This is a genomic window from Plantactinospora sp. CA-290183, assembly GCF_050936375.1.
In the GTDB taxonomy this organism is placed as follows: Bacteria; Actinomycetota; Actinomycetes; order Mycobacteriales; family Micromonosporaceae; genus Plantactinospora.
Genome location: NZ_JBNJMX010000003.1, coordinates 381,181 through 406,470 on the forward strand (window position 1 = coordinate 381,181; position 25,290 = coordinate 406,470).

Annotated in this window: 26 protein-coding genes and 1 tRNA gene; 12 read left to right on the forward strand and 15 right to left on the reverse strand. The window is 69.8% G+C overall.

Features of this window, described 5'->3' with window-relative positions; all coding sequences use genetic code 11:
* Positions 1 to 39: 39 nt before the first annotated feature.
* The 3 genes from ACQEUR_RS09905 to ACQEUR_RS09915 form a co-directional block, all read right to left on the reverse strand.
* Positions 40 to 666 (reverse strand): flagellar biosynthesis protein FlgA, encoded by a 627-nt coding sequence (locus ACQEUR_RS09905; protein WP_433028622.1) that lies wholly within the window; start codon positions 664 to 666, stop codon positions 40 to 42.
* A 205-nt stretch (positions 667 to 871) separates the two neighbouring features.
* On the reverse strand, positions 872 to 1,267 hold the full coding sequence (locus ACQEUR_RS09910) for an FmdB family zinc ribbon protein (RefSeq protein WP_433028624.1): 396 nt from the start codon (positions 1,265 to 1,267) through the stop codon (positions 872 to 874).
* Positions 1,268 to 1,350: 83 nt separating this feature from the next.
* Positions 1,351 to 1,986 (reverse strand): 5-formyltetrahydrofolate cyclo-ligase, encoded by a 636-nt coding sequence (locus ACQEUR_RS09915; RefSeq protein WP_433028626.1) that lies wholly within the window; start codon positions 1,984 to 1,986, stop codon positions 1,351 to 1,353.
* Positions 1,987 to 2,069: 83 nt separating this feature from the next.
* Here ACQEUR_RS09915 and ACQEUR_RS09920 point away from each other — a divergent pair, with 83 nt between their 5' ends.
* The 6 genes from ACQEUR_RS09920 (at position 2,070) to ACQEUR_RS09945 (ending at position 8,701) form a co-directional block, all read left to right on the forward strand.
* A complete protein-coding gene (locus ACQEUR_RS09920; RefSeq protein ID WP_433028628.1) occupies positions 2,070 to 4,463 on the forward strand; it encodes a diguanylate cyclase in 2,394 nt (797 codons plus the stop codon).
* 9 nt (positions 4,464 to 4,472) lie between these two features.
* Positions 4,473 to 5,429, forward strand: a complete 957-nt coding sequence (locus ACQEUR_RS09925) for a UTP--glucose-1-phosphate uridylyltransferase (RefSeq protein ID WP_433028630.1) — start codon at positions 4,473 to 4,475, stop codon at positions 5,427 to 5,429.
* A gap of 22 nt (positions 5,430 to 5,451) precedes the next feature.
* Positions 5,452 to 6,768: a molybdopterin molybdotransferase MoeA gene (locus ACQEUR_RS09930; RefSeq protein ID WP_433028632.1), complete on the forward strand. Its 1,317-nt coding sequence runs from the start codon at positions 5,452 to 5,454 to the stop codon at positions 6,766 to 6,768.
* Positions 6,765 to 7,406: a GNAT family N-acetyltransferase gene (locus tag ACQEUR_RS09935; protein WP_433028636.1), complete on the forward strand. Its 642-nt coding sequence runs from the start codon at positions 6,765 to 6,767 to the stop codon at positions 7,404 to 7,406. Before ACQEUR_RS09930 ends, ACQEUR_RS09935 begins: the two co-directional genes overlap by 4 nt.
* Before the next feature lie 199 nt (positions 7,407 to 7,605).
* Positions 7,606 to 8,409 (forward strand): divisome protein SepX/GlpR, encoded by an 804-nt coding sequence (gene sepX, locus ACQEUR_RS09940; protein WP_433028638.1) that lies wholly within the window; start codon positions 7,606 to 7,608, stop codon positions 8,407 to 8,409.
* A 215-nt stretch (positions 8,410 to 8,624) separates the two neighbouring features.
* A tRNA-Ala gene (locus ACQEUR_RS09945) sits at positions 8,625 to 8,701 on the forward strand.
* Between the two features lie 61 nt (positions 8,702 to 8,762).
* Here the strand turns inward: ACQEUR_RS09945 and ACQEUR_RS09950 are convergent.
* The 8 genes from ACQEUR_RS09950 to ACQEUR_RS09985 all read right to left on the reverse strand — a co-directional run bounded on the left by ACQEUR_RS09950 (position 8,763) and on the right by ACQEUR_RS09985 (position 15,494).
* Entirely contained in the window at positions 8,763 to 10,010 is a 1,248-nt protein-coding gene (locus ACQEUR_RS09950; protein WP_433028640.1) for a tyrosine-type recombinase/integrase, read from the reverse strand.
* Position 10,011: 1 nt separating this feature from the next.
* Entirely contained in the window at positions 10,012 to 10,197 is a 186-nt protein-coding gene (locus ACQEUR_RS09955) for a helix-turn-helix transcriptional regulator (protein WP_433028642.1), read from the reverse strand.
* Positions 10,194 to 11,489, reverse strand: a complete 1,296-nt coding sequence (locus ACQEUR_RS09960; protein WP_433029005.1) for a replication initiator — start codon at positions 11,487 to 11,489, stop codon at positions 10,194 to 10,196. The genes ACQEUR_RS09955 and ACQEUR_RS09960 overlap by 4 nt, the downstream gene beginning before the upstream one ends.
* A gap of 388 nt (positions 11,490 to 11,877) precedes the next feature.
* Positions 11,878 to 12,771 (reverse strand): hypothetical protein, encoded by an 894-nt coding sequence (locus ACQEUR_RS09965; RefSeq protein ID WP_433028644.1) that lies wholly within the window; start codon positions 12,769 to 12,771, stop codon positions 11,878 to 11,880.
* The gene (locus tag ACQEUR_RS09970) at positions 12,768 to 13,856 is read right to left on the reverse strand and encodes an FtsK/SpoIIIE domain-containing protein (RefSeq protein WP_433028646.1); all 1,089 of its coding nucleotides are present in this window, start codon (positions 13,854 to 13,856) and stop codon (positions 12,768 to 12,770) included. The genes ACQEUR_RS09965 and ACQEUR_RS09970 overlap by 4 nt, the downstream gene beginning before the upstream one ends.
* Positions 13,857 to 14,234: 378 nt before the next feature.
* Positions 14,235 to 14,471, reverse strand: a complete 237-nt coding sequence (locus ACQEUR_RS09975; protein WP_433028648.1) for a hypothetical protein — start codon at positions 14,469 to 14,471, stop codon at positions 14,235 to 14,237.
* Positions 14,471 to 14,746 (reverse strand): hypothetical protein, encoded by a 276-nt coding sequence (locus ACQEUR_RS09980; RefSeq protein ID WP_433028651.1) that lies wholly within the window; start codon positions 14,744 to 14,746, stop codon positions 14,471 to 14,473. Before ACQEUR_RS09980 ends, ACQEUR_RS09975 begins: the two co-directional genes overlap by 1 nt.
* A gap of 421 nt (positions 14,747 to 15,167) precedes the next feature.
* Positions 15,168 to 15,494: a hypothetical protein gene (locus tag ACQEUR_RS09985; RefSeq protein ID WP_433028653.1), complete on the reverse strand. Its 327-nt coding sequence runs from the start codon at positions 15,492 to 15,494 to the stop codon at positions 15,168 to 15,170.
* A 168-nt stretch (positions 15,495 to 15,662) separates the two neighbouring features.
* Here ACQEUR_RS09985 and ACQEUR_RS09990 point away from each other — a divergent pair, with 168 nt between their 5' ends.
* A complete protein-coding gene (locus tag ACQEUR_RS09990) occupies positions 15,663 to 16,439 on the forward strand; it encodes a GntR family transcriptional regulator (protein ID WP_433028655.1) in 777 nt (258 codons plus the stop codon).
* A 342-nt stretch (positions 16,440 to 16,781) separates the two neighbouring features.
* Positions 16,782 to 17,033: a hypothetical protein gene (locus ACQEUR_RS09995; protein WP_433028657.1), complete on the forward strand. Its 252-nt coding sequence runs from the start codon at positions 16,782 to 16,784 to the stop codon at positions 17,031 to 17,033.
* Positions 17,034 to 17,770: 737 nt separating this feature from the next.
* Here the strand turns inward: ACQEUR_RS09995 and ACQEUR_RS10000 are convergent.
* The gene (locus ACQEUR_RS10000; RefSeq protein WP_433029007.1) at positions 17,771 to 17,989 is read right to left on the reverse strand and encodes a hypothetical protein; all 219 of its coding nucleotides are present in this window, start codon (positions 17,987 to 17,989) and stop codon (positions 17,771 to 17,773) included.
* A gap of 271 nt (positions 17,990 to 18,260) precedes the next feature.
* On the opposite strand from ACQEUR_RS10000, the gene ACQEUR_RS10005 reads away from it, so the two are divergent.
* Positions 18,261 to 18,512 (forward strand): GntR family transcriptional regulator, encoded by a 252-nt coding sequence (locus ACQEUR_RS10005; protein WP_433028659.1) that lies wholly within the window; start codon positions 18,261 to 18,263, stop codon positions 18,510 to 18,512.
* Between the two features lie 366 nt (positions 18,513 to 18,878).
* Here ACQEUR_RS10005 and ACQEUR_RS10010 read toward each other — a convergent pair whose 3' ends face one another.
* The 3 genes from ACQEUR_RS10010 to ACQEUR_RS10020 are packed head-to-tail and all read right to left on the reverse strand — an operon-like array spanning position 18,879 to position 21,346.
* Positions 18,879 to 20,096, reverse strand: coding sequence for a tyrosine-type recombinase/integrase (locus ACQEUR_RS10010; RefSeq protein WP_433028661.1), 1,218 nt, complete (start codon positions 20,094 to 20,096; stop codon positions 18,879 to 18,881).
* A 3-nt stretch (positions 20,097 to 20,099) separates the two neighbouring features.
* Positions 20,100 to 20,309: a helix-turn-helix transcriptional regulator gene (locus ACQEUR_RS10015; RefSeq protein ID WP_433028663.1), complete on the reverse strand. Its 210-nt coding sequence runs from the start codon at positions 20,307 to 20,309 to the stop codon at positions 20,100 to 20,102.
* Positions 20,306 to 21,346: a hypothetical protein gene (locus ACQEUR_RS10020; protein ID WP_433028665.1), complete on the reverse strand. Its 1,041-nt coding sequence runs from the start codon at positions 21,344 to 21,346 to the stop codon at positions 20,306 to 20,308. Before ACQEUR_RS10020 ends, ACQEUR_RS10015 begins: the two co-directional genes overlap by 4 nt.
* Positions 21,347 to 22,234: 888 nt before the next feature.
* Here ACQEUR_RS10020 and ACQEUR_RS10025 point away from each other — a divergent pair.
* The 3 genes from ACQEUR_RS10025 to ACQEUR_RS10035 all read left to right on the forward strand — a co-directional run bounded on the left by ACQEUR_RS10025 (position 22,235) and on the right by ACQEUR_RS10035 (position 25,188).
* Positions 22,235 to 23,056: a hypothetical protein gene (locus tag ACQEUR_RS10025; RefSeq protein ID WP_433028667.1), complete on the forward strand. Its 822-nt coding sequence runs from the start codon at positions 22,235 to 22,237 to the stop codon at positions 23,054 to 23,056.
* 409 nt (positions 23,057 to 23,465) lie between these two features.
* Entirely contained in the window at positions 23,466 to 23,813 is a 348-nt protein-coding gene (locus ACQEUR_RS10030; RefSeq protein ID WP_433028668.1) for a pilin, read from the forward strand.
* Between the two features lies 1 nt (position 23,814).
* The gene (locus tag ACQEUR_RS10035; protein WP_433028670.1) at positions 23,815 to 25,188 is read left to right on the forward strand and encodes a hypothetical protein; all 1,374 of its coding nucleotides are present in this window, start codon (positions 23,815 to 23,817) and stop codon (positions 25,186 to 25,188) included.
* Positions 25,189 to 25,290 lie beyond the last annotated feature (102 nt).

The window sequence follows — 25,290 nt, forward strand, 5'->3', positions numbered from 1 at the left end:
CTGACGGCGAACGGCTGGTGATCTGTCGGCCGGCGCGGTTCAGGGCCGGACGATGATCGCGAAGCGGGTCGGTGCTGGCATCCCGACCGCCCGCCGTGCCTGCTCCGGTGCCAGCGCCAGGTAGAGCGCGCCGGCCACCGCGTCGTCGGCGGCCTGGTCGAGGACGTCGAGCACCAGCGCCCGGCCCGCCACCAGGGTCGGTGCGGTGGACCGGGCGGAGCGGTCATCGGCGGGCACGGCCAGCAGGTCCACCCGGATTCCCGGCCGCACCACGGCCAGCGCGGCCGGCTCGGCGAGCCGGATCGGCACCCCGACCGCCCCGGCCGGCAACGGCAGGGCGCCTCCCCGGCCGCCGTCCGGCCCGGACGACGCGCCGCCGTGCGGCCCGGACGATGTGCCGGGACCGGCACTGGACGGGCGTGCCGGCGTGGCGGGCCCGGCCACACCGGTGGCGGTCGGCGCCGTCGAACTGGCCGGCCGGACCGCCCCGGCTCGTCCGTCGGAGCACGACACCTGTGGCTGGCTGAGGTAGAGGATGCCGCCCGCGAGCAGCAGCAGGGCGGCGACCAGGGCCCATCGGAGCAGTGGACCGCCGGCGGGGCGCGACGGCCAGCGACTCGGGCGCAACGGGTCGTCGCGCCGGCTGAGTGTACGGTCGAGCGCCATGGCCTGCCTCCCTCGACCGGCGACGCCGCCCCACGCGGGCGTCGTCCGGTGTGCAGGAGGTTAGGCGGGGAGCGCGCCCGGAAGGGCCGGACGGCGGCCACCTGTGGATAACTCGGGTGGCTGTGGAAAACTCCGCCGGCCACCCGCCCAGGTCAGCCGGTTCCGGCCGCCCCTCGGGTCGGCAAGAGCCGCCAGATCAGCCGGGTCAGCTGCCGCCGGTGCTGGTGGAGGAGGAGGCCGCCTTCGGCTTGCTGGCCGAGCCGTTCGCGGACGTCCCGCCGGTCGAGCCGGACGTGCCGCTGCCGCCGGAAGCACCGGAGGTCGAGCCGGAGCCGGAGTCGCCGCCGCTGGTCGAGCCGGAGTCGCTCTTGGCCGGCTCGGACTTGGCCGGCGCGGGCTTGCCGTCGCCCCCCTCGGAGCCGTTGGCCCGGGAGTCGGTGCGGTAGAAACCGGAGCCCTTGAAGACGATGCCGACCGAGTTGAAGACCTTGCGCAGCCGACCCTCGCACGCCGGGCACTCGGACAGCGGCTCGTCGGTGAAGGACTGCACCGCCTCGAGCTGGTGGCCGCACTCGGTGCAGGCGTACTGGTAGGTGGGCACGATCTCCTCCGGATCTTGCAAGCCTTTTGGCACTCGACGGTTCCGAGTGCCAATGGTGCGCCATCGAACCCGTTTTCGTCCAGTCAACGTGTGCCGGGTGACCCCGGCGGGGGAGCCAGCATCCGCAGGCCGTCGCTCGGCGTGATCACCGCGCGCACGGGGCGGTCATGCGGCCGGCTCGGCACCGAGTCGACCAGCTCACCGTCGTGCAGCAGCGCCACGGTCAGGACGCCCTCGCCGACCCGGGCCAGCGCCCGGTCGTACGAGCCGCCGCCGCGCCCGAGCCGTACGCCACGCCGGTCGACGGCCACGGCCGGCACCACGATCAGCCCCGCGGCCGCGATCGCACCCGGCCCGAGCCGCCCGGCGGAGGGCTCCCGCATCCCCCGGCCGGCCGCGACCAGCGATCCCGGCCCGCCGTAGGGGGCCCAGTCCAGGTCCAGGTCCGGGCGGAGCACCGGCAGCAACGGCGGGCCGGCCGGGGCGAGCGCCGCCGCCAGTACGTCCGGCAGCTCCGGGCCACCGGGCTCGCTGCCAACCGGGACGTACCCGGTGACCAGCTCGGGGCGTACCCGCTGGACGAGATCGACCAGCGCGGCCCGGACGCGCTCGGCGGCGGCCCGCCGGAGCGGACCCGGCAGCGCCCGGCGCCGGGCCAGCAGGGTGATCCGGAGATCGACCTTGGCCAACCTGACCGCTTCATCCGAAAAATCCGGCACGTAACACTCCTGCCGTGACGCCGGTTAACCACTTCGGTTGGGTCAGCATCGCAGCATCGGGTGCGAAGCTTCCGGGGGGATGAGTGACGCTGCGCGGGCGGTTGACCACAGCTTTCCTCGCCGTCGTGCTCGGACCGGTGCTGCTCGGCGCGTTCTTCGTCGGCCTCACGGTGACCGCGGTCGGCCGCCACCAGTCCGAGGAGCGGCTGAGGCTGGCCGCCACCGCCGTGCGCACCTCGATCGGCGCGCTCTGCCAGCAACTGCACGCCGCCGCCGGCGCCGTGGCGGTCGTCACCGACCCGGCCGGCCGGATCGGCACGGCCGCCGAGGTCGTCACGCGGGGACTGGCCGGGGCCGTGCTGATCACCGACCCCGGCGGGGTACCCGGCTACGTCACCCCGGGCGCGCCGCCCCGGCCCTGGGTGCCCTGCGCGGGGCCGGTCTCCGCCGACGCCGCGCCGGTGGCCCTCGCCGTACGGGTGGAGTTGCGGGACCGGCTCGGTGCGGTGACCGGCGAGGTGTGGGCCGCCCAGGCGCTGGACGCCCCGTTCGTCCGACGCCTCGCGGCGGCCAGCGGTACGGCGGTGACCCTGCTGGGCGGGTACGCCGGCGGGGCAGCGGCGGCGCAGAGCACCGAGTCGACCGGCACCCGGGCCGGGGTGCTCGCCGCCGCCGGACGGATCACCGGAGACGGTGTCGCCCGCACCGACAGCGGTCGGTACGTCCGGCGGGTGGGTCCCGCCCCCGGCCAGCCGCTGCCGCTGGTGCTCTCGGTGCCCCGCGACCCACCGCCGGTCCGGTACGGGCTGCTCGGCGCGGCGGTCCTGCTCGCGGCCCTGCTGGCCACGCTGGCCGCCTGGCGGCTGGCCCGCTCGACGACCCGGCCGCTCGCCGAGCTGGTCCGGGCGGCCGACCGGGTGGCCCACGGCGACCTGGCGGCCCGGGTGCCGGTCCTCGCCCCGGACGAGGTCGGCCGGCTCGCCGACAGCTTCAACCGGGTGACCCGGGAGACGCAGTCGTACCTGCGGGCGCTGGTGATCAGCCGGCACCAGCTCCGCGACCAGCTCACCGTGCTCGGCGACACCCTGGCCAGCACCCACGACCTCCAGCGGATCTTCCAGGTGATCCTGCGGACCGCCCTGGCCACCACCGGGGCCCGAGCCGGCGTGGTGCTGCTGCTCGACCCGGGGACCGGGATGCTGGTCAGCCAGTGCGCCGAGGGGCTCGACGGCCCGGCCCCGCCGCCGGACGGGATGTTGCCGGATGAACCTGTGCCGGACGCGACGGTGCGGGCCGGGGCGGCGCCGGACGGGCCGGACGCCGAGGTGGCCCCGGGCGACGCCGGCGGACCGTCGCTGCTGCGCGTCCCGTTCGGCGCCGGGCTGCTCGGCGCCGTCGCGGCGACCGGGGCGGCGCGGCGGGGACGGCTGGACCGGGACCGGCCGGCGCTGCATCCGCACGAACCGCGCTGCCGGACGTACGTCGCGGTGCCGTTCACCGCCCCCGGCGCCCCGCCCGGCGCTGCCGCAACCCCGACCGCGCCGCCGGACGCCGCCGACCAGCCGCCGGCGGTCGGGGTACTGGCCCTCTACGACCGGCTCGGCTCCGACGAGTTCGACGACGCCGACCTGGTCACCCTGCGCACGTTCGCCGGGCACGCCGCGATCGCGGTGCGCAACGTCCGGGTGCACGAGGAGGTCCAGCGGCTCTCCCTGACGGACCCGTTGACCGGGCTGTGGAACTACCGGTACCTCAACGAGTCGATCCGCCGCGAGGTCGAACGGGCCGGCCGGTTCGGCCGGGTGCTCAGCGTGCTCGCCCTCGACCTCGACCGGTTCAAGGAGGTCAACGACACCTACGGGCACGCGGCCGGGGACGCGGTGCTCGCCGAGTTCGCCCAGCGGATCCGGGGCGGGATGCGGGAGGTCGACCTGGCGTTCCGGCAGGGCGGCGAGGAGTTCGTGGTCCTGTTGCCGGAGACCGACGCCCGGGGCGCGGCCATCGTCGCCGAGCGGCTCGGCGCCGCCGTCCGGGAGACCCCGATCGCGATCCGGCCCCGGCCCGGCGCGCTCGCCCCGGTCCGGGCGCTCGTCTCGGTGACCGTGTCGATCGGGGTCGCCGTCTATCCCGACCACGCGACCACCGGTGCACAGGTGCTGGCCGCCGCCGACGAGGCGCTGTACGCGGCCAAGGCGGCGGGGCGGGACACGTACCGGACCGCGACCGGCGGTGCCGCGCGCCCGGCGGTCGAGGAGATCGCGGTACGGGCCGGCGGCCCACCACTGGACGACGGCCTGCCCTGGGCGGGTGCCCGGAACGGGTGGGCGGGGCTGGCGGCCGAGCACGGGCGGTCGGCCACGGCGGCCGAGCGCGGCCGGCCCGGGACGCCCGCCGAGGTCGGCCTCTCCCGGGGCGTGGCCGCCGAGAACGGCGCGTTATCCGGGCCACAACCGCCGCGTCAGGGTCGCGGCCGATAGTCTCGCGACATGCCGGAGCAAGCAGCGAGCCAAGCGAAAACCCCTACGTCGACGACGGCACGGCGGGCGGTGAAGGCGGTCATCCCCGCCGCCGGCCTGGCCACCCGTTTCCTGCCCGCCACCAAGGCGGTGCCGAAGGAACTGCTGCCGGTGGTCGACCGCCCGGTGTTGCAGTACATCGTCGAGGAGGCCGCCCACGCCGGTATCGGCGACGTCCTGTTGATCACCGGTCGGGGCAAGACCTCGATGGTCGACCACTTCGACCGCCGGCCCGACCTGGAGGCGCGGCTGGAGGAGAAGGGCGACCAGGAGTTGCTGGCCGCCGTCCGCCGCCCCAGCGAACTGGCCGAGATCTACACCTGCCGCCAGCCCGAACAGCTCGGCCTGGGACACGCCGTCGGGTACGCCGAGTCGCACGTCGGCGGCCAGCCCTTCGCCGTACTGCTCGGGGACGAGTTCGTGAACCTCGCCGAGCCGCTGCTGCCGGCGATGCTCGACCTCCAGGCCCGTACCGGCGGCATCGTGCTCGCCTTCTTCGAGGTGCCGCCCCAGGAGACCAAGCGGTACGGGATCGCGTCGGTGGAGCCGGCCGAGCCGGAGCTGGGCGACCTCGGCGAGGTGGTCCGGGTGACCGGGCTGGTCGAGAAGCCGAAGCCGGAGGACGCGCCGAGCAACCTCGCGGTGCTGGGCCGGTACGTGCTGCCGGCCGGGATCTTCGACGCGATCCGGCGGACCGAGCGGGGCAGCGGCGGCGAGATCCAGCTCACCGACGCGATGGGGCTGATGCTGAAGGAGGGGACCCCGGTGCACGCCATCGTCTACCGGGGCACCCGGTACGACACCGGCATGCCGCTGGGCTACCTCCAGACGGTGGTGCAGATCGCCAGCGAACGTGAGGATCTTGGTGCGGAGTTCCGGCAGTGGCTGGGCGAGTTCGTCGCCTCCGACGCCGGCCGCCGGACATGACCATCCATGGCAAGGTGACGGTGTGACAGCGACGGCCGACGCCGAGGCGGCCGCCAACGAGTTGACGCCGCTCGCGGACTACCTGGGCAGCGTGCTGCGCAGGTTACGCGCGCTGCCGCCGCTCGACCTCGACCTGACCCAGGCGTACGGCAACGTGCTCGCCGAGGACGTCGTCGCGCCGCACGCGTTTCCGGCCTTCGACCAGGCCGCCGTCGACGGGTACGCGGCACGCTGGGAGGACATCTCCGGCGCGGGCCGGGCCGGTGGGGGAAGCTCGCCCGGCCCGGCCCGCCTCGGCGACCCCCGCCCGGTACGCCTCAACGTGGTCGGCGACCTCGGCGCGGCCAGTTGGCGGCCGGTCCGCCTGACGCCCGGGGCCTGCTTCTCGGTGGCCGCCGGGGCGCCGCTGCCGCTGGCCGCGGACGTGGTGGTGCCGGTGGAGTGGACCGACCAGGGCATGGCGGCGGTGGAGATCTTCCGGACCCCCAAGCGGGGGTACGGGCTGCGCCGGGCCGGGGAGGAACTGCCCGCCGGCACGCTGCTGGCCCGCGCCGGGTCGTACATCTCGCCGGCCCTGGTGGCGGTCTTCGCCGCGACCGGGATCGGCCACGTCGTGGTGCGGCCCAGCCCCCGGGTGGTGATCGTGGCGACCGGTGACGAACTGGTCGACGTGGGCCGGGGCAGCCAGCCGGGCCAGGTGGTGGACATCAACTCACACGCGCTCACCGCGGCGGCTGCCGAGGTGGGTGCGCTGGCGTACCGGGTGGGGATCTGCGACGACGATCCGGAAGGGCTGCGCGGGCTGCTGGAGGACCAGACCCTGCGCGCCGACCTGATCATCACCACCGGCGGCACCGGCATCGGTCCCGGTGACATGGTCCGCCGGGTACTGTCCCGCCGGGACGGTGGCCGGGCCAGCCCGGTGACCTTCATGGAGGTCGCCCTCTATCCCGGCAGCGCCCTCGGGTTCGGTACGGTCGGTGCCGAGGAGGTGCCGGTGGTGTGTCTACCCGGTGAGCCCGGTGCCGCGTTGATCGGTTTCGAGGTGCTGGCCCGCCCGGCCATCCAGTTGCTGGCCGGCGCCGAGCCGGTGTTCCGGCCGAGCGTACGGGCCCATCTGCTGGAGACGGTCTCCTCGCCGGCCGGGCTGCGCGAGTTCCGGCCGGCGCACGTGGCGGAGCGGCGCGGCGGGGGCTACACGGTGCAGCCCCTGCGCGGCGGCCCGTACACCCTCTCCGGGCTGGCCGAGGCGAACGGCCTGGTGGTGCTCGGCGAGCGGGTGACCAGCGCGGCGGCCGGCTCCACGGTGGACGTGCTGCTGCTGGATCGGCGTCGATGAACTTCGGCAGCACGCCGGGCTGGCCGGTGGTGCTCGGCGACGGGCCGGTGCTGCTGCGACCGTACCGGCGCTCCGATGCCGCCGCCTGGTCCGAGGTGCGCCGCGCCAACCAGGCCTGGCTGGCCCCCTGGGAGTCCTCCCCGCCGGGCCGGTGGGACGAGCTCAACTCGCCGGTCGCGTTCCGCTACGTCTACAAGGACCAGCGCCGGCAGGCCCGCCGGGGCGAGGGGATGCCGTTCGCCGTCTGTCTGAGCGAGAGCGGGCGGGAGCGGCTGGTCGGGCACCTGAACCTGGGCAACATCGTGCGGCGGGCGTTCTGTTCGGCGTACGTGGGGTACTGGGTGGACGCCCGGGTGGCCGGGCGCGGCATCGTCCCGACCGCGTTGGCGCTCGTCGTGGACCACGCGTTCGGCCCCGGTGGACTGCACCGGGTCGAGGTCAACATCCGTCCGGAGAACGGGCCGTCCCGGCGGGTGGTGGAGAAGCTGGGCTTCCGCGAGGAGGCGTACCACCCGCGGTACATGCACATCGACGGCGCCTGGCGTGACCACATCGGATACGCGATGACCAGCGAGGACCTCACCGCCGAGGGTGGCCTGCTGGCCCGCTGGCACCGGCTGCGCACCGCCGCGTCCTGACGCTTCGCCGGGCCCTCGGGGCGATCCCCTCCGGCCCCGCCCGGTCGGCGCGGCGCACGATTTTCCTGGTCCCCGCCCGTAACCTGAAGTAACTGGGACGTGCGGCAACGTCGCGCCAGCCCCGCACGATCTGCGTGATTGGACATTCCATCGCGGGATCGGGGCGGCCGGCGGTTGCCCGACGTGGGTGACGGGAGGGATGAGGGTGCCGGCCTCGGTGCTCCTCGCCGTCCTCGCCGCTGCCGGTCTGCTCGCCCTCGCGCCGGCGCTCGTTCGCCGGTACGACGCCTCGGAGCGGCTGGCCGCGGAGCGGGCGCAGTCGACGGCGCGGGTGCTCCAGCGCCGCCGGCGGCACCGTACTGTCCCGGGCCGGAAGCCGGTCAACCCGCCCCGTTCCCTCGTCGTCACGCTGAGTGTCGATGCGTCGACCGGGGAGCCGGCCGGCTCCGCCCCGCCGGCCCGGACCCGGCGGAGCCGGCGGCTGCGCTCGGTGCCCCGGGACGCGGGCCGGTCCCGGCGCCGTCCGCCGCCGCGACGGCACACCCCCGCGGTCTACCGCCGCCGTCGGGTCTTCGCCGCGCTGCTCCTGCTCAACCTGGTCGAACTGGTCGGCGTGATCGTGGTCAGCCCCGGGTTCTGGATCGGCTTCTCCGTCACCTGCATGATGCTGGTCGTGTACGTCGTACACCTGCGGAGCCGGGCCATCGGGGACCGCCGGCGGCGTCGGGCACAGGCCCGGGAGGCGGCCTGGCTGGCCGCCCGCCAGGCCGAGGTGCGCCGCGAGCAGGCCCGCCGGGCGCAGGCCCGTCGGGAGACGCAGCGTCGGCTGGCGGCCCAGCGCGAGTTGGTACGCCGGGCCGCGCTCGGCCTGGACCGGATCGCGGACCTGCCGCCGGCGGCCAGCGGGGGCGGCCGGGCGGCCGGCTCGGTCTCCTACCGGCGGGCCGGCGGCCTGCGGGGACGGCCGTACGAGGCGGGCCGGGGCCCGACCGCCGGTCAGTGACCGGGTCCCGGCGTCGGTACGCATCCGTATCGACGCCCGGGGTCGGTCTCGGGCCCGCCCCTGCGGGATCTCGCGTTGGCCGCCCGGCCCCGATGTTCGACGGCCGGCACGCCGGGGGCGGGCTCGCGGCCAGCCGGACCGACCTGTTAGCCTTGGCGCCGGCTCGCCGGTGTCTCGGACGGCGGCGGGTGCTTGGTGGTCGGAAGCTCGACCAGGGGGCTGTGGCGCAGACCGGTAGCGCACCTCGTTCGCATCGAGGGGGTCAGGGGTTCAAATCCCCTCAGCTCCACCAATAACACCAACGACCAGCGGAAACGCTGGTCGTTGATCATTTGGCACAGATCCGGCACAACTCAGCCCGGGAGAGCCGGGCCGGGGCGGTTTCCCGCAGCCTCCCGAAGCGCCGTGCTGACGATGTTGCGACGACGGTTCTTCTTCGGCCACCAGTGCACGTAGGTCTCCAACGTGATCCGCAGGCTTGAGTGGCGTAAGGCGTTCTGGACGTCGGTGGGATCGGCGCCCGAGGTGATCAGACGCGTCGCGAAGTAGTGGCGTAGGGAGTGGAAGGTGCCTTCCTCCGGCCAGCCCGCCGACTTGCGCCAACCTCGCCACAGGTCGGACCAGCGCTGATCATGAATCGGCCTGCCCTGTTCGTCGGTGAACAGGAGTGGGACCGCCCGCCGCTTCGGCTGTTTGCCGGGGTCCGGAGTGCCGGCAGTGATGTCGGGCAGCTCGACCAGCGCGGGCCGGTACTTCCGTACGTGCTCCGCGAGCACCGCCGCCACGTGGTCGTCCAGGTCCACGTCACCGACGGAGCCGGCTTTGGGCGGGGCGATGTAGAAGCCGCCGTAAGCCTCGCGGTGAAAGCGAAGCTGCTGGACCACGTGCAGCTCCTGGCGCGGCTGGTCGACACACCGCACGCCATCCTCCAGGCCGAGGACTTCGCCCAGTCGCAGACCTTCACCCGCGCCGCACCAGATGGCCGCCTGGTAGCGGTCCGGGACGACGTCGACCAGGGCCAGCATGTCGTCATCGGTGGGTACCCACTTCGGCGCGCGAGAAAAGCCCCGCAGGATTGCCGAAAGTCGTACCGCCTTGCACGGGTTATTGGCAATTACCTTATCTGCTACAGCCGCGTTCATGATGGCGTTGAACAGATCAAAGTATGTCTTCACTGAGGATTGCGCGACATTGTTTCGCAGTAGAAGGGAAATCCATTCCAATACATCCGTTACGGTGATTGCGCGCATCTGCCTCTTGCCGACGTGCGGATAAAGATGATGGCGTAGACGTGACTCCGTGTGGCGCTGGTAATCGAGAGCTTGCCCGATCTGACGCGAGAGCCGCCAACGCTCGCCGTACTCGCGGAAGGTAGCCTGTCGCTCTGCCTGGTCAACCTTGGTCTCTTCCGCGATACCGGCACGGGCGCTCAGGTCGAATTCTTCGGCATCGACCTTGCGCTCGAACAACTTCTCTCGGGGCTCTCCGGCTGCGTCCGTGTAGCGCACCCGCCAGCGTTTGCCCCGGCCGTGGCGCTTTGACGGCAAACGCTTCTTGTCCGGCCCACGCTTGGTCAGGTACCACAGGTCATCGATGGGCATGTCAGGCTGCCTTCTGGTCGAACCACGCCCGTACGTCGGCGGGGTCGTAGCGGAGGTGACGGCCGACCCGGGAAGCGCGGGGACCGGTGCGGCGGTGGCGCCATTGGTAGAGGGTGCCGACGGGGATGCCGAGGAACGCCGACACGTCGGTGATGCTCCATAGGCGTTCGGTGGGGGTGGCGCTCATTGGGCTTCCTTTCGTGTCTGTCGTGAGGCTCGGATTCGGTCACCGATCGCGGTGGCGAGTTCGAGTTGTTCGGGGGTGTCGTAGCCGATGCCGAGGATTTGCCAGTCGTTGACGACCAGGACGTCAGCGTCGGCGGGTAGGCCAGCTTCGGTGAGCGCGGTTTGTAATTGGTGAGCTTGACGTTCCGCGCGCAGATTTTTGAAGGTCGTGGAGTAGATCCGCGACTTGGTGAGGAAGTGACCCCGAAAGCCGAGCATGTGCGCCCAGTGGCGCAATTTGAGATCGGCGTATTGGTCGAGACCGCCGAGGTCCCACGCGGCTTGGATCATCGCCCGGTGGTGGTCCGATACCCGGAGCTGGTCGATGTGCAGTTGCGAGCGAATGCGCCGGTCTCCGGTTTCGGTCGCCCCGGTGCCCTTGGTGGCGTACTTGGCGATGTAGCCGGCGAGCCGGGTGTCACTCACCACCTGGTCCCCGTCGCCCTCTTCGTCGGCGGTGACGTCGATGTCGGTAGCGGTGATGTCCTTGACGTCGACCTGGGCGCCCCAGCCGAGGGCGAGCCCTGTGCCGTCGGGTCGTTCGGTGTCGACCTGGACGGAGGTTGCCGCGGAACGCACCGCGTCGGCCAGAACGTCGGGGGTGAGCCACACCGGGGGAGCCGAGTCCGGACCGGATGGGCCGTCGACCCGGATCACGGCGTGGAAGTGGACGAGGCCCCGCCGCTGGTACTCGGCAACCTTGGCGTAGGAGATCCGCAGGTGCGCACCGGATGCCCGGACGGTGAGGCCACCAGCGGCAGCAGCGGCCCGCCGGAGCGCGATGGTGAACCGGTGCCAGAGTTGGCCGCTGTGTGCTTGCCACAGGACGGCGCCGGGGTAGTCGTAGGAGTCGGGGTCGATCGGGCTACCCAGGAGCGGATGCCCGTCCGGGTGCCACTTGCCGCAGCCGCAGGGCCGCTTCCCGGGCCGGTTGTGGACCGGGCCGAAGGACGGCGCGGTCAGGGTGACAAACAGTCGCGTTGACCGGGCGACGGTGGCGGGGACGCCCTTGCCGCCGGACATGCCCGCGTGGATGAGGTGCCAGGCGTCAGCGGCGTACCGGTCGGCGCAGGTGGGGCAAACGGCCGCGCGTCGGGTGCCGCAGGAGGCCCAGACCCGACCGGACCGGGACGCGATGACGTGTCCGGTGGCGGCGTGCCGAGCCTCCCACTTGCCGATCAGGCGTACCGGCCGGAGGCAGCCCTTGACGCTCTCGACGCCGGTCCGCCATTCGCGGTAGGCAGGGGTCCGCATCCACTGTTCAAGCGCCGCCTCACCGTCGTACGTCGGTCGTTGTCGATTGGTCAGCGGCATCAGTTCCTCCGGGATCGGGGGGTGCGGTTCGTGGTGTCGTCGCATCCGGGGTGCCGATCGAACGCGGCCGGGTGGCCGTTGCAGCCGACGCGAGCGGCGGGGTCGAGGGGCCAGCCGCAGCCGGCCGCGCACATGACGTGTCCGGGACGGAGTGCGCGGACGGCAGCGGCGGGACCGGTGGGGCGTTTCATCGCGGGTCCTCCGATGCTCTGAGCAGGGGTTCATCGGTGCTGGCTGTCTCCGCGAGGGCACCCCGGATATGGGCGGGATGCCCCACGGGCACGGTCAGCGACCGGCCACATTGGACGGCTGAAAGACGAGCGGGGGGTCAGTGCGTGGAGCCGTTGACCCCGACCGGGGTTAGCCGGTCTGCCACCCGCGTCGCGATCGGCAGCGGTAGCCGTGTGGCCCGTTGGATGTCGACAGCGGTCACGGGCCGGGGCAGGTCCGCGACGAGTCGCCGGATCTGGTCTTGCATCCCGACCGGGATCCCGAGCCCTTCCAGCGAGAGCGCCGGGGCGGTGTCGACAACCGGCGGCGCCGGAGCCGGGACCGGGGTGGTGGGGGCTTCTACGACGGCGGCCGGGGCGGACAATGGCGCGACCGGAGGCGCCGGAGGTGGCGCCGGGATGGTGTCCTCAGGCGCGGGGGCCGTAGTTGTGGTGAGGGTGATCGCTCGGCGCGCCTGGGTGCAGCGCGCCTGCACGATCGGCATGACCTCGGCCAGGAAGAACACCAGAACCGGGACCATGATGTGAGCGGCGAGCATGCCCGCGCTGATTCCGCCGTCCCGGGGGAACAGGGCCGGTACCACGTTCATGATCAGGGTGCAGCCGAGCAGGAACCGCTTGAGCCAGTCGACCGCACGGGAGTCGATGTCGATCCCCCGGGCGATCATCGCTGCTTCCCAGCGGAGCACCGTGATGAGGATTCCAACCAGGCAGGGTTCCACTCCCCAGCAGCCCCACCACACGGGGTCGGCGGGGGTGAGGTGCCCGGCAAGGAAGTCGTGAACACCGGTCGTGGTGAACACCGACCCGAGGGCCAGGAACAGCCACAGCGATCGAGTGACGCTCACCCGCAGCCGCTCGATCTCCACGATGTCCAACGCGGTGTCTTGCTCCAGGTCGTGAAGCTGCCGCGCCACATCCAGCCGGCGAGACAGCTTCCGGACCGGCCGGGGTGGCTTGGTCGGTCGAGACTGCTCAGGCATGGCGGTCATCCCTGCCCCGTACGGGACAGCTCGGAGACCGGCCACCCGGCGACCCGGACCAGCTCCGCAATGTCGGTGTCGTCGCAGTACGCCGCCCGGACCCGCATCGGGGTACGCGACCGCTGCTTGACCACGAAGCCGATACCGGCCGACTCGGGCACGTTGGGGATCTCGTCAGCGAGAGCGCCCCGCCGGCGCATGTCCTCACCAAGCACCATGTCCACGTGACCGGCCGAGGTAGCCCGCAGGCACACCCGCAGGGAGAACAGGTCCCGCTGCGGGATCACGTCCTTGGTGGGCTCCTGAAGAGCACCGATCACGCTGCCGCCCAACGCGCGGGCCTGCGAGAGGATCAGCGGCAGCACCGCTTGAGCGCCACGGGTCAACGACCGGTCCCCGTAGCCGGTCACGGCGCCCAGCTCGTCGATGACCAGGAGGTCGAGCGGGGTTTCCCGCGACATCTCGAAGGTTCGCCGCCCCTGCTCGGCAAGGGTTCGCTTCCGGGCCTGCATGGTCTCCCAGAAGGACCCCATCACGTCCACGATGTCCTTGTCGGCTTCCGCGTACCGGTAGGACACCGGACGCAGCGCGTTCAACTCGGTGCCCTTCGGGTTGATCACGTGCAGGCGGACCAGGCCGTCGCGGATCAGCGGAGCGCACGCCCGAAGCGCCATCCAGGTAACCGAGTTCTTGCCCGAACCGGTGGCCCCCGCGATCAACCAGTGCTGACCGATCAGCGGCGCGTGCCAGTCCGACCCGTGCTCCGTCTCGCCCAGATAGACGTTGGCCAGGCTCACAGCGTCGGAGTCGGCCGGGATGTCCGGTGGAACGATCACCTGCGTGAACGGCTCCGAGCGTTGCACGATCAACGCGATAACCTGAGGCCGTACCCGCTCGACCCCGACCCGTTCCGCCCGCAGCGCCACCGCCAGGGCCTCAGCCGCTTCCTCCCACTGCTTCGGAGTCTGGCCCAGCAACAGCCGGACGTAGACCGTCTCGGTCGATGGGGAGTGGCTACGGATACGCACGATCCGGGGAACGTTGATCACACCCGTCATCCGCTGGACCGTGACCAGGCCGCACGCCTCCGTCACCCGCCTCCACCACGGCCCGAGGTAGGTCCGCGACAGCCACCGACGACGCACCGCCCGAAGCTGAGGAGCGGCGAACCGCGACCAGGAGTCCGGGTGACCCCGGTACCAACCGACACCGGCCGCAACCGCGCCCGCCACCACACCACCCGTGGTGACCGGCCCGAACTCGACCACACCAGCGGTCAGAGCAGTCGGCGCAGCCACGAAACCCGGATGCCGAGCGGCCCAACCCGCCGCCCGCCATTCCCACCCCTGAGTACGCTTACCCATCTCCCGCACCTACCCTCACTAATTCGTGTGCAATTCGTCATGTCCTGTTTTTGGGCAGAAGAGAGCCCGGACCGGATCACCAGTCCGGGCCTCCTCCGAGACCGCCGGTCAGCGCACGGCGTTGAACATTTCCTTCGCCCGAGTCGTGGCTTTCTTCGCTTCCCGCGTCTCTTCCAGCCACGGGGCAGCCTCTTCGAGTAGCACCAGTAGCACCGCGACCGACCGGCGAAGCTCGTCGTAGTGCCGCATGTACCGGTACCGTTCCGGCATTCCCTTCATCGAACCGCGCATCAAGCGCATCGCCTTGTCGATCCCGTCGTAGGTGTCGCTCACCCGGTACGACATCAGCCCACCTTCCACGGCTTCGCGAGCAAATCGGCCTCGTACGTCTTCACCCGCGTGTGGAACGCTCGCAGCGTCTCGACAGCCTGCTTGTGCGCGTCCTCCAAGTCCTCGATCCGAGCCGCGAACTGGTACAGCGCCCCCGGCGGCGGCTCACACGCGTTGATCAGGCTCTTCGCCGCATCGAGCATCAGCGCCAAGCCCTGAACATTGCCCATCAACGCCTCGTACCGACTTCGACCCGTCCACGACTTCACCATCTCCGGAACCATATCCATGCCCCTCCTTTCCGCACGGTCTGCTCGCCTTTTCGGTGAGCACCACCCGCCCCTGGTAGCCAGACCCAAGGGGCGGATAGAACGCACCGACCGGCGGGCTACTCCCGACCGCTCAGGCGCCACACGCGCCGCCAACGTCGAGTCTCACGGCGAATCAGACCAACGTTGATCGAAACCGAAACCAGCAGGAGGCCAGAAACGATCAGGTCAAAATTCGACACAACAACCTCCCTTCAAATCCTGATAGCAATCCGATAGCAAATAAATGGTGTTTTCAGGCAAGGGGGTATCCACTGTGGAATTATCAACAAACAATCTGCCGAGGATGCAGTCCCACGAGGACCGAATTGCCACCGGCATGAGCGCCCCGACCCGACTCGAACGGGTCGCCCACCAGAAAGGGGCGGGGCCGAAGGTCCGATCAGCGAGCGGTCTTGAGTCCCTGTGCCTTCCAGGTCAGACCCGACCGCCCGTCCCGCTCCCAGTGCGACACCGTCGGCCCGATCAGCTCCACCAGCTCACCCTCCTCGACCTGGCCCGGGTCCGTCGCAAGCGTGACCTTCAGCTCCTCGCCCTTCCCCCGGTAGCCCTCCTCGGTCGCGATCGGCTTCGCGAACACCGCGACCGTGAACAGCGGGTCGCTCGTGCCGTACGCCGTGATCACCTTCCCTTCCTGATCCGCCTTCACCGACGGCTCCTCCACCACCCGCAGCTTGTAGCCAGACAGGTTCACCGGGATGTTCCGCATCTACAGCTCCTCTTCGTACTGCTCAGGCCCCTTAGGCCGATCCCCAGATCGTTCCGTTGGCCTATTGTCCCGGGCCAACTTCGATGGGACTATCATGGCATGGCGGAACAACAGGTGCAACCACTGTCCCGGGACAATCTGAGGATCTTGAAGAGGAGGTGTGGCACTGTGAGTAGCACAGCAGCTACGGAGGTCGAACAAGATCTACGTAGAAGGATCGAATCGGGCGAATTCCGTCCCGGGGCGCAGCTGCCGAAGCTCACCGACCTCATGGCCGAGTACGGCGTGCGGTCACGAGGGGCGATGGATCGAGCCATACGGGCACTGGTCGGCGACGGCCTGCTTGTCAGTCGTCAGGGCTCGGGCATCTACGTTCGGGAACGGCAGGTGGTGCGCCGAGACTTGGTTGCTGGGCTGCACATGGAGTACGACCGAGCCGTCCGAGACGAGGTAGCGACTGGTGGGCTATTCGAGGCGATGACCGGCACAAATGGCCTCGACGTAGCTACGTCCTACGAGCTTGTTGACGCAGCGGACCGCGTAGCGGAGCTGCTCCAAGTCCAGGCCGGGACGCCACTCCTTGCAAGAACGTTTCGGTACACGATCGCCGGACAGCCGCACCAGTTGACACGCTCGTTCATGACGACGGAGCTTGCGCGACAAGCCGAGCTGACTTCACCTGGATCAGAACGCCCCGGCATAGGCACGATCGCACAGCTTCGCAAAGCCGGCTCCACTCCTGACCGCGTATCCATCAATCTGGAAACCAGGATGCCGACCACCGATGAACGCGAACAACTGGCAATCAGTCGGGGTACCCCGGTCTACGAACACTGGCGCGTAATGAGCAAGGACGGAGTGCCGGTCGAAGTATCTACGGCCATCGTTCCGGGTGACCGGGTGGCCTACACGCTCAATGTCGACCTGGGCGAGGCTCGGTCATGAGCCCGGCTGCCTGGTCGTGGATCGCGGCAGCGGTATCGATAAGTGGGCTGTGGATCGGTGGCATCAACCCGCGATATGGATGGATCTATGGCATCCTGAACCAAGGCGTATGGGTCGCCTACGGAGCTGCAACCGATCAACCCGGGATGATCGCACTCTCCGTTGCGTTTGTCTTCATCTATGGCAGAAACCTATGGAGATGGCGCGGTACGCGCTTTCAGCCAGCAACAAAGACTGCGGAGAGCGCCGCAGCAGAGCGGGCAGGATGAAATGTCTACCACAAATCCCGATCCAGCCGACGACCGAGCAGTACGCGCCCGAGCGCATACCATCATGACGCAGGTGTATTACGAGCTGAGGAATGTGATAACGCGGTACTACGACGAAGACGGCTTGTACATCGAGCCCACGGGCGTTTCGGATGGTGGCGACAACACGGGGATGATTCGAGCGGCAAACAATGAAGTGCTTAGTCGCCTGGACGCCGAAGTACAAAGGGCTCGTGACAGCCTGACGGAGATTCTGATCGAGATTGACAACCACAAGCGTCAACAGTTCGGGCCAGGCTACAATCCAGCCTTGCCGAAGCTCTGAGGACAGCACTACCACACCACGCACGGCCAGGCTCTTTATCGCATCGTTTCCAAGGTGCCCACCGCCACAGCATGAACGGCGCGGTGGGCACCTTGCTATTGCCGCCAACATGCGTTGTAGCTTGAGCGTGTTCAGACTTTCTTTACTTGTTCAAGGGCGGGCCTTCGGCCCGCCGCCGTGTCGCGCCGGGGCGCGCGTGCGGCCTGGCGGCCGGTCACGCCCCGGCGCACGGCGGGCCATTGGAAGCCGTAGGCGCAACCGCGGGCGGATCTGGCCAACGCCGACCACCACCAGGAGCACGCGCAGCTCCGGACGTCAGGCTGCGCAGGGAGCTGGGCTTTCGAGGACCGAGAAGAGTGGTCGCCCGTGTGCCAACTCGCGATGATCCCTCACGCTGGCACGCACACCGCTGGGTCCGCCGTGGTCGTCATTCGGTGGCTGGGCTCGCCCGAGGTGGGATGGGGGAGCTGGTGATCGGCAAGCGCAAAGCGGGGAAGTGTGCCAGGTCGAGATGCCTCCGGCGGGGGCCTCAGGCTCCGGGATGGCAGGGGAAGGCTCGGCGGTTGCGGTGGGGTGAGTGGCTGGGGAGTGCCGTCCCGTCGCCGTCGTCCCAGGCGGAGCCGAGCAGATCCGCCCTCCTGGACCAAGGTGGAGCACTCCACGACTGAACGACCTTGGGCCAGGAGGGCGGACCCGCTCCACAGGGTGTGGGACGACGGTGACGGGACGGCAGTAGGTCAGTATGTTCGCTGCGCCGGACGACGCATCGCGCGACGTAGACCGGCCAATTGCACGAAGATCTCTCGCTTCGTTACGGCGTTGCCCTGTCTGTCGAGCTGATAGCCGCTGAGCCAGACCCATCCGTGGTAGGTGGGCTTCCGGGACACCGAGATGACGCGGAACACGAAGCGCGGTTGTCCCGCGAACTGCACCGAAGCCTCGCGGCTGATCCACAGCTCGTCGCCGGATTCGGGTAGGCGTGATTGCGGCCTGACCGCTATATGGCCGTGCTGCACGACAGGCATGGGGCTCCCCTGCTTGGCGGTCGCTCTGCCCGGCGAGGCTCGGAGGTGCCCGGCCGGGCAGAGCGCATCCGCCGTACCGGGGCGGGTTCGGGTCCTCCACGGCCAGCACAGCGGGCTAACCGACCGTACCAACGCTGGTTCACATACGTCTAGGTACGTAGAAGGTCGAGGGAGGCCATGTCGAGACTTCTACGGTCAAGCCATGGAGTTCGACCCGGACGCCCGCATCGACCACGAGGCGCCGCTGCCGCCGTACCGGCAACTGGTCGGCATTCTCGCCGCCCGGATCGGCCGTGGCGACTGGCAGCCCAACCGAGCGATTCCGTCCGAGAGTCAGCTCGTGCAGGAGTACGGGCTTGCGCGGGCTACCGTGCGGCGAGCGATTGGCGTCCTGGTGGAACAAGGCGTGCTGTTCGTGGTGCCGCAGCGAGGCACCTTCGTCAAGCCACGGTGAGGGATGGCGTAAATCGATACGGCACGATGGCCGCTTCATGATCATCGGGCACAGATCCGGCACAACTGAGACCGAAAAGCCGTGTAAGACGTCGAGAGACGTTGAGGGTCGCGGCCCTGGTGAGGGGTCAGATCTGCCCGGTTCCGGATGATCTCTACCCCGCCCACGGTCTTTGGGGTTCAAATCCCCTCAGCTCCACATAATTAAGGCCCTGACCAGCGAGAACGCCGGTCAGGGCCTTAAGTTTGTCTATGCGATTTTGAATCACCCCCCGAAAACCCCCCACAAACGCGAGGGCGCGGCCACGTTCGTCGGCGGGATGGGTCTGTCCGCGCTGCAGGGTGTCAGGCGATCCTCTGTCCGGGGCTACGCTGCCCGGGACGGCCCATGGTCGCGGCGTTCGGGGTCGGTTGTCGTCGGGCTGGCGCCGAGCTGTTCGAGGATGTGAGAGCTGTCCGGGGCGAGGGTGGGTTTGACGATGTAGTAGGTGTTGGTGACGTCTTCGCTGGCGTGCCCGAGTTGGGCAGCGGCGCTCTTGGCGTCGGCCTGCTTGTCGATGAGGGTGGCGACCGTCTTGCGGAAGGTGTGTGGGGTGACCCATTCGAGGCCGGTCTCAGCGCGGGCTTGGCGCCACTGGCGGCGCACGTTGTGCGGGGACATCCAGGTGCCGCGCCGGGAAGCGAAGATCGCATCGTGGGGGTTGTCAGCGGCGGTGAGCTTGCGGGCCAGCAGCATCCCGACCGCGAATCGGGGCAGGATGACCGTCCGGTAACCGGCGTCGCTCTTGGTCCACTCCTGTCGGAAAAAGCCCTTGCCCTTGAGGTAGACGATGGTGCCGCAGATGGTCACGGCCGGGTGTTCGGCGGCGAGGTCCGCGTCTTCCCACCGCACGGCCAGGATCTCGCCGATGCGGGCGCCGGTGGCGAGCATGAGGTCGACGATGTCGGCCAGGTCGCCGGTCTGCCGAGGTCCCGGCTTGCCAGCAGTGGGCTGTTGCCACTGGCGGATCGCCGAGCGGACGCCTTCCAAGTGTTCGCTTTCGAGGGCGCGCACGGTGCGGCGTGGCTTGCGAAGGCGACCGGTTTCCCGGACGGGGTTGGTCGTGAGCGCACCACGGCGTACCGCTAGGGCGAACATCTGGTCGAGGACGACCTTCGCGTTCTTGGCCGCTGCCGGCCGGGTCTTGGCGACATCGCCGAGGAACTTGTCGAGGCGGCCCACGGTGGCCTCTCGGATGCGCAGGTTACCCAGGGCAGGCACGATCGAGGTGCGCAGGCTGGTCTTGTAATTGTTGATGGTCTGCGGTAGGACGCGTTCCTCCGCGGTGACGACCTCGATCCACAGGTTGGCGAGCGTGCTGACGTGGGTGTCCCTGGTGATCTCGTCGTCGTTCGGGGCGACGCGGTCGCGCAGCTTCTCCTTCAGCGCCCGGGTGGCGGCGGGTCCGGTGGTGCCGGTGGCCTCGACGTCGCGGGTTCTGCCGTCGTAGTCGCGAAACCGGGCTCGCGCGCAGTGGCGGTTGGGGCCGAGCTTTTCGGTGCGGATGTTGCCCCAGGTGCCGATGGGGAGTGGAGGTCGGGCCATTGTTCATCGCTCCGGGTCGGTGTTGTCGTCGAGCCAGCGTTCGACCTCGCTGCGCCGGTAGCGCAGCGTGTTGCCGACCCGGATGGCGCGAGGTCCTTTATCCCGGCTGTGCCAGGCGTAGAGGGTGTTCTTCGGCTTGCCGAGCCAGGCGGCGACGTCGTCGATGGTGAGCAGGGGGTCGGGCCGCCATTCGGGGGCGGTCGACCCGCTCATCGCCGGCCTGCCGTGTCGGACGGACCAGGCTGGGGGAGCGACTCGCCGTGCGGCACGGACACCGGTGTGGGGTGCGGATAGGGCGGGCATAGATCGGGCGTCCTTTCAGCGCGTACCTCGGATTGGGGTTGGTCAAGCTCGTTGTGGCTGGTAGGGCCTGTTGGCGCGGCGGCACCGTAGCGTGACTCAGCGCCGTTGGTCGATCGTGTGGTGACGTCGTTTTCCGCGATTTGGGTCACGTCGCGGGAATCGTGGTGGCGTTGTGTTGTGAGTCGCTGCGGGTCGCGGTCGGTCGGAGTTGGGTCGGATTCGGCCATCGCGACTCCTGGGGCGGTAAAGACCATTAGGTCGACGTGGAAGCTTTGGTCGCCGTGACCGGTCGGCCGATCCTGTCGCGCTGCCTCGGCTTCGGCGTGGGTGGCGTAGTACACGAACTGGTCGCCGTTGCCCGGACCAATGACCGCGACGATTTGCAGGACGTGCGTAAGGCCCGCGGCACGAGCAGCTGGCAGCAGTTCGCTCAGGTGCTCGGCGTACGTGGTTCCGGGCTGGCCGGGTGCTGTGGAGCTGATGGCCGCGATCGCGCATGTGTCTGCCGTCATGATGAGCCGGCACGCGCCGAACAGGTCTGCGATGCTGGCCCGCGTTCGGTCGGCGTGCCGCGGAGGCCACCGCAGGACGACGAGGCTGGCGGGCTCGGCAAGTGAGTCCAGGTCCGCGACCTCGCCGGGGTCGGTGATGGGCAGGTACGAACGGGATGTGTCGGCGCTGGCGGTTTGCAGATGTGGGTCGCTGTCGAAGTCGACGATCGCCTCGCCACGCCGGGTGTACACGAGGATGAGTCGCCGGGCCAGCCGCGACGCAAGACGGGCGGTGGGGTCGGTGGTGAGTACGTCGTCGTCGCGGTCGTCGAGTCGCCAGACGGCGATGGGTACGTCGCCGCCGACGAGGATCGCGTCGCCGTGGATGCTCGGCGCAAGGGTGGATGGGTTCGGGCGGGGCGGGTCGTCGGGGACGGAGTTCGGCAGAGCAGTCATGTGCGGGTAGCTCCCGCGCTGGCTGACCGTGTTCGCACCTACGAATGGCCCCGGGATACCGGCTCACAGCGCGGTCTCTCACACGCCGGAACCCAACAGCACCCAACAGCGCGTGCCGTCTGTTGGGTCGGCTTACCCAACAGATGATCATCGTTGGCCCAACAGTTTTCCGTGTATGGCTGTTGGGTAGCCAACAGTGAGTGCACGTGGTGGGCGCTCACGCCGCCCTTGTCGAGACGGCCGCTTGGTATGCCTGGTCGACGGGGCGGGGCGTCGGTGGCGGGGCCTTGACCTTGCCGACGGCTTCGGCGCCGGCTGCGTCCAGTTCTGCGCGTCGCGGCCGTAGCTGCCCCCACAGATGGCGACCAGAGGGCAGGTCGAGCACGGATACCGGCGAGGGGACGGACGCCGTGATCCGGAGCCGCCAGGAGTCCGTGGACGGGGATAGCGATACGGCGTGGTGATCGCGAAGAAGCGAGCGGGCGGCGCGGTGGTGACCAGGCCGGATGCGCCCCACATGGCCAGTGCTTGAGCCTCGCGCGGATGGTCGGGGTGCTGGTAGGCGGAGTCGTGCACCGACGTGTGTCTGCCGGGCGCTTCTTGCGCGGAAATCTCATGATCTCGTGGGACGCTGCGGTGCGAATCCACTCTCGTGCTGATCTTCTGAGTCAACGGTACCCAACAGGCCGGTGAGCTGCGGTGTTGGCCTTCGCGAGGATCGTTAACGACATCTGCGGCTGCTGTTGGTTGTTGGGCGGGCATGGCTATTGAGCAGGCCCAACAGCTTCCGGCGCAGGTTCGCACGCTCATGGACCGTTGGGTCGGCATGTGCGGATAGGGGTGCAGCGCCGCTGTCGGATGCGGCGCCGATCGCCTCGTGAGGTTGACATGTCTGCTCGATCCTGGCCGTCATCGCCGCTAGCCGCGGCCGAACGTGCCTTCACACTTCTGGTTCAGCCGCCCACACACCTCAGTTTCGATGGTCGCGGTTTCGAGGGTCTGCCGGATGACATCCTGCCGTTGGAGCAGCTACGAACCCTGCTGCTGTCGCCGCAGACCGGCGTTGAGGTGCGCGATGCCGTGTGGCGTGAGCTGGTCATCCGCGCCCGTCGGGACGGCCCGGCCTGGGTTGTCGCCGCGGTGGGGATCGCTATGCCGGGTCTGCGGCACGTTGCCGGTGCGCTCGCTGCGGGATGGCGGGGCGACACCAGCGATCTGGACGCCGAACTGCTGGTCGGGTTTGTGGCGCGACTCAAGACCATCGACCTGGAGCCGACTCGGATCTGCGGCCGGCTGATCGATGCCGGTCTGCGTGCCGCGCGTAAGGCCCGGGACGCCGAATCCGATGCACATCTGATCCACACCGACGGGCCGGACCCGATCGCGCCGATCCACCCGTGGGACCACCCTGACCTGGTGCTGGCCCGTGCCGTCGCGGTCGGTGTGCTGGACGCCGACGAGGCGAACCTGATCGCCGCCACCCGCCTCGACAACACCACTCTCGCGCAGGCTGCGGCGAGTTTCGGCATCACCTCCAGCTTGGCCTCCTCATGGCGTCTAAAGGCCGAACGCCGGCTCCGGGAAGCCATCCGCGACGGCGACCTCGCATTCGTGCCGCTGCGGCCTCGTCCGCGCCGCCGCAATAGTGCTGCGACCCGCCAGAAAGTCGCCGCGACTCGGCAACGCGTCGCCGCCACCCAACAGCGATGACCGCGACCCAACAGCGCACGGCCCGACACGCGGGAGGACGTCCCTTCTGCTGACGGCGCGACTCAACATCTGGTCGCGGCGACCCAACAACGAATGGCGCCGACCCAACAGCGAGTCGCTGCTGCGGACGCGACCCAACAGCGACGCGCTGTTGGGTCGCTGTTGGGTCGCGGGGTGGCGGCGGACGTCGTGTTGGCCACCCAACAGGGGGCGTTCGTGGGCAAGACATCGGACCGAGACGCGGCCGGTGTCGGCGCCCCGGGGATCGGGGCGCGGCCGGCCTGAGTGGCCGTGTTCGCACCCGATCACCCATGGCTGGAAGGAGCGACGCTCCCACGGCCCTGCCCCGATTCCTGGTGGCGCACCTCAACCCCATTCAGCCCCGCATGCGGGGCGGGAGGTGCGCGCTATGTTCCGCCGCAACGTTCACCGCATCATCACCATCACCATCACCCTCGTGGTCCTAGCGACCCTGACCGGTTCGGCCCCGGCGCACGCGGCTGAGCCGCAGATCCTGGCCGCCCCCTACCCGCTGCCCGTGATCATCAGCCGCATCACGGCCTGGATCGTCGGGCTGCTGGTCGGGGTCGCGACCCTGTTCCTGACCATCGGCGGCCTGCGCCGTCTGGCCGCCGGCGGCGACCCGACCGAGATCGAGAAGTCCAACTCCGCGTTCAAGAACGCCCTCCTCGGCTACGCCCTGGCAGTCCTCGCGCCGATCCTGCTCGCAATCGTGCAGGGCTGGATCGGCGGCTGACGTGGGCGACTGGTACGTCAAGCAGCTGATCCGCTCCATCCTGCAGTGGTTCGCCGAAACGGTGATCGGCGTGCTGAATGCCCTGTGGGAACTGCTGTCCGTCACCGCGTTCGTCAGCCCCGACGTGACCACCCTGCCGCAGGTCACCACGTTCGCCAGCACGTCACTGGGCATCGTGAACGTCTGCTACGTGCTGGCGTTCCTGTGGGCGGCCATCATGGTGATGGGCCGCGACACCATCCAATCCCGGGTCGGGCCAGGTGAGCTGATCCCTCGCCTGGTCATCGGCCTGATCGGCGCCAACTTCGCCATCCCGATCTGTTCCACCATCATCGACCTGTCCAACGCGTTGACCGCCGCGTTAACCGACCAGGACATCACCTCGCCCGGCTCGATGCGGCAGCTGCGTGACATCGCGGTCGGCGCGTTGGGCAGTCCGACCGGCGCGACCGCGGTCAGCTTCCTACTACTGCTCATCGGAATGCTGATCGCCGTGCTCACCGGCACCCTCCTCGTGCAGTGGATCATCCGGCTCGGGTTCCTCGTCGTCGCTGTCGGAATCTCACCGATCGCCCTGGCGCTGCACGGAACCGAGCAGACCGAAGGTGGCGCCATGTTGTGGTGGCGGGCAGTCCTCGGCACGAACGGCATCGTGGTCCTACAGGCGGTCGCCCTGCACACCACGCTGACGGTTTTCCTCAACCCAGCCAGCAACCTGGCCGTGCTCGGCCTGCCGATACCCACCGGCGACCCCGCCGCGATCATGAATCTGCTCATCGTGGTGTGCCTGCTGTGGGGCATCGTCAAGATCCCCAAACTGATGAGCCGATACGTCACCCGCACCCCGCCGAACCCGATGGGCATGATCCTGCGCGTCGTGCTCGTGCAGCAGCTAACCCGCGGGCTATCCCGCGCGTTCAGCGGCGGTCGAAGCGCCGCAGGGGCCGCCAGCCGCACTGGCGGTGGCGCGACCGGAGCGAACCGTCCGTGGCCGGTGCATTCGAGCGGCAGAGGCGGCGGCCAACCTCGCTCTGGCGGTTCCGCGCCCCGACCACTGCCGCAGCCATCGGGTGCGGGTCCCGGCCGCACCGGCACCGCCTACCCAACCGGCCGCCCCGTTCGCCCCTACACCCGCGACGAAATCGCCGGCGGCGTCGACCTCTACACGCGGACCGTGGCGAAACGCGCGGCACCAACGACTCCCCGCTCGACACGGCCGCCGACCCGGGCCGCTGGCGTCGTCCCGGATCCACCGCGGTCAGGACCCCCACGATCGGTCCCGCCCGGGGTCACCCCGGCGACCGCGATGCCTCGCACCCGGCCGGTACGCCCACCGGTCAAAGGCACATGGAACCGGCCCAACCACACACGCTGACCTGCGCCCATCACCGGGCCACCCAAAGAACCTCTCGTCCACGGCGGGGACATCCTCACCCGCGCTGTGGACGGGCAGCACCTCCCGACCCAAGGCGAAAGG

Coding starts and splice junctions, on each gene's coding strand:
- ACQEUR_RS09905 (WP_433028622.1), bottom strand. CDS start 666: ATGGCGCTCGACCGTACACTCAGCCGGCGCGACGACCCGTTGCGCCCG.
- ACQEUR_RS09925 (WP_433028630.1), top strand. CDS start 4,473: ATGCCGGAGCAAGCAGCGAGCCAAGCGAAAACCCCTACGTCGACGACG.
- ACQEUR_RS09935 (WP_433028636.1), top strand. CDS start 6,765: ATGAACTTCGGCAGCACGCCGGGCTGGCCGGTGGTGCTCGGCGACGGG.
- sepX (WP_433028638.1), top strand. CDS start 7,606: ATGAGGGTGCCGGCCTCGGTGCTCCTCGCCGTCCTCGCCGCTGCCGGT.
- ACQEUR_RS09950 (WP_433028640.1), bottom strand. CDS start 10,010: ATGCCCATCGATGACCTGTGGTACCTGACCAAGCGTGGGCCGGACAAG.
- ACQEUR_RS09955 (WP_433028642.1), bottom strand. CDS start 10,197: ATGAGCGCCACCCCCACCGAACGCCTATGGAGCATCACCGACGTGTCG.
- ACQEUR_RS09960 (WP_433029005.1), bottom strand. CDS start 11,489: ATGCGGACCCCTGCCTACCGCGAATGGCGGACCGGCGTCGAGAGCGTC.
- ACQEUR_RS09965 (WP_433028644.1), bottom strand. CDS start 12,771: ATGACCGCCATGCCTGAGCAGTCTCGACCGACCAAGCCACCCCGGCCG.
- ACQEUR_RS09975 (WP_433028648.1), bottom strand. CDS start 14,471: ATGTCGTACCGGGTGAGCGACACCTACGACGGGATCGACAAGGCGATG.
- ACQEUR_RS09980 (WP_433028651.1), bottom strand. CDS start 14,746: ATGGATATGGTTCCGGAGATGGTGAAGTCGTGGACGGGTCGAAGTCGG.
- ACQEUR_RS09985 (WP_433028653.1), bottom strand. CDS start 15,494: ATGCGGAACATCCCGGTGAACCTGTCTGGCTACAAGCTGCGGGTGGTG.
- ACQEUR_RS10005 (WP_433028659.1), top strand. CDS start 18,261: ATGGAGTTCGACCCGGACGCCCGCATCGACCACGAGGCGCCGCTGCCG.
- ACQEUR_RS10010 (WP_433028661.1), bottom strand. CDS start 20,096: ATGGCCCGACCTCCACTCCCCATCGGCACCTGGGGCAACATCCGCACC.
- ACQEUR_RS10015 (WP_433028663.1), bottom strand. CDS start 20,309: ATGAGCGGGTCGACCGCCCCCGAATGGCGGCCCGACCCCCTGCTCACC.
- ACQEUR_RS10020 (WP_433028665.1), bottom strand. CDS start 21,346: ATGACTGCTCTGCCGAACTCCGTCCCCGACGACCCGCCCCGCCCGAAC.
- ACQEUR_RS10025 (WP_433028667.1), top strand. CDS start 22,235: ATGTCTGCTCGATCCTGGCCGTCATCGCCGCTAGCCGCGGCCGAACGT.
- ACQEUR_RS10030 (WP_433028668.1), top strand. CDS start 23,466: ATGTTCCGCCGCAACGTTCACCGCATCATCACCATCACCATCACCCTC.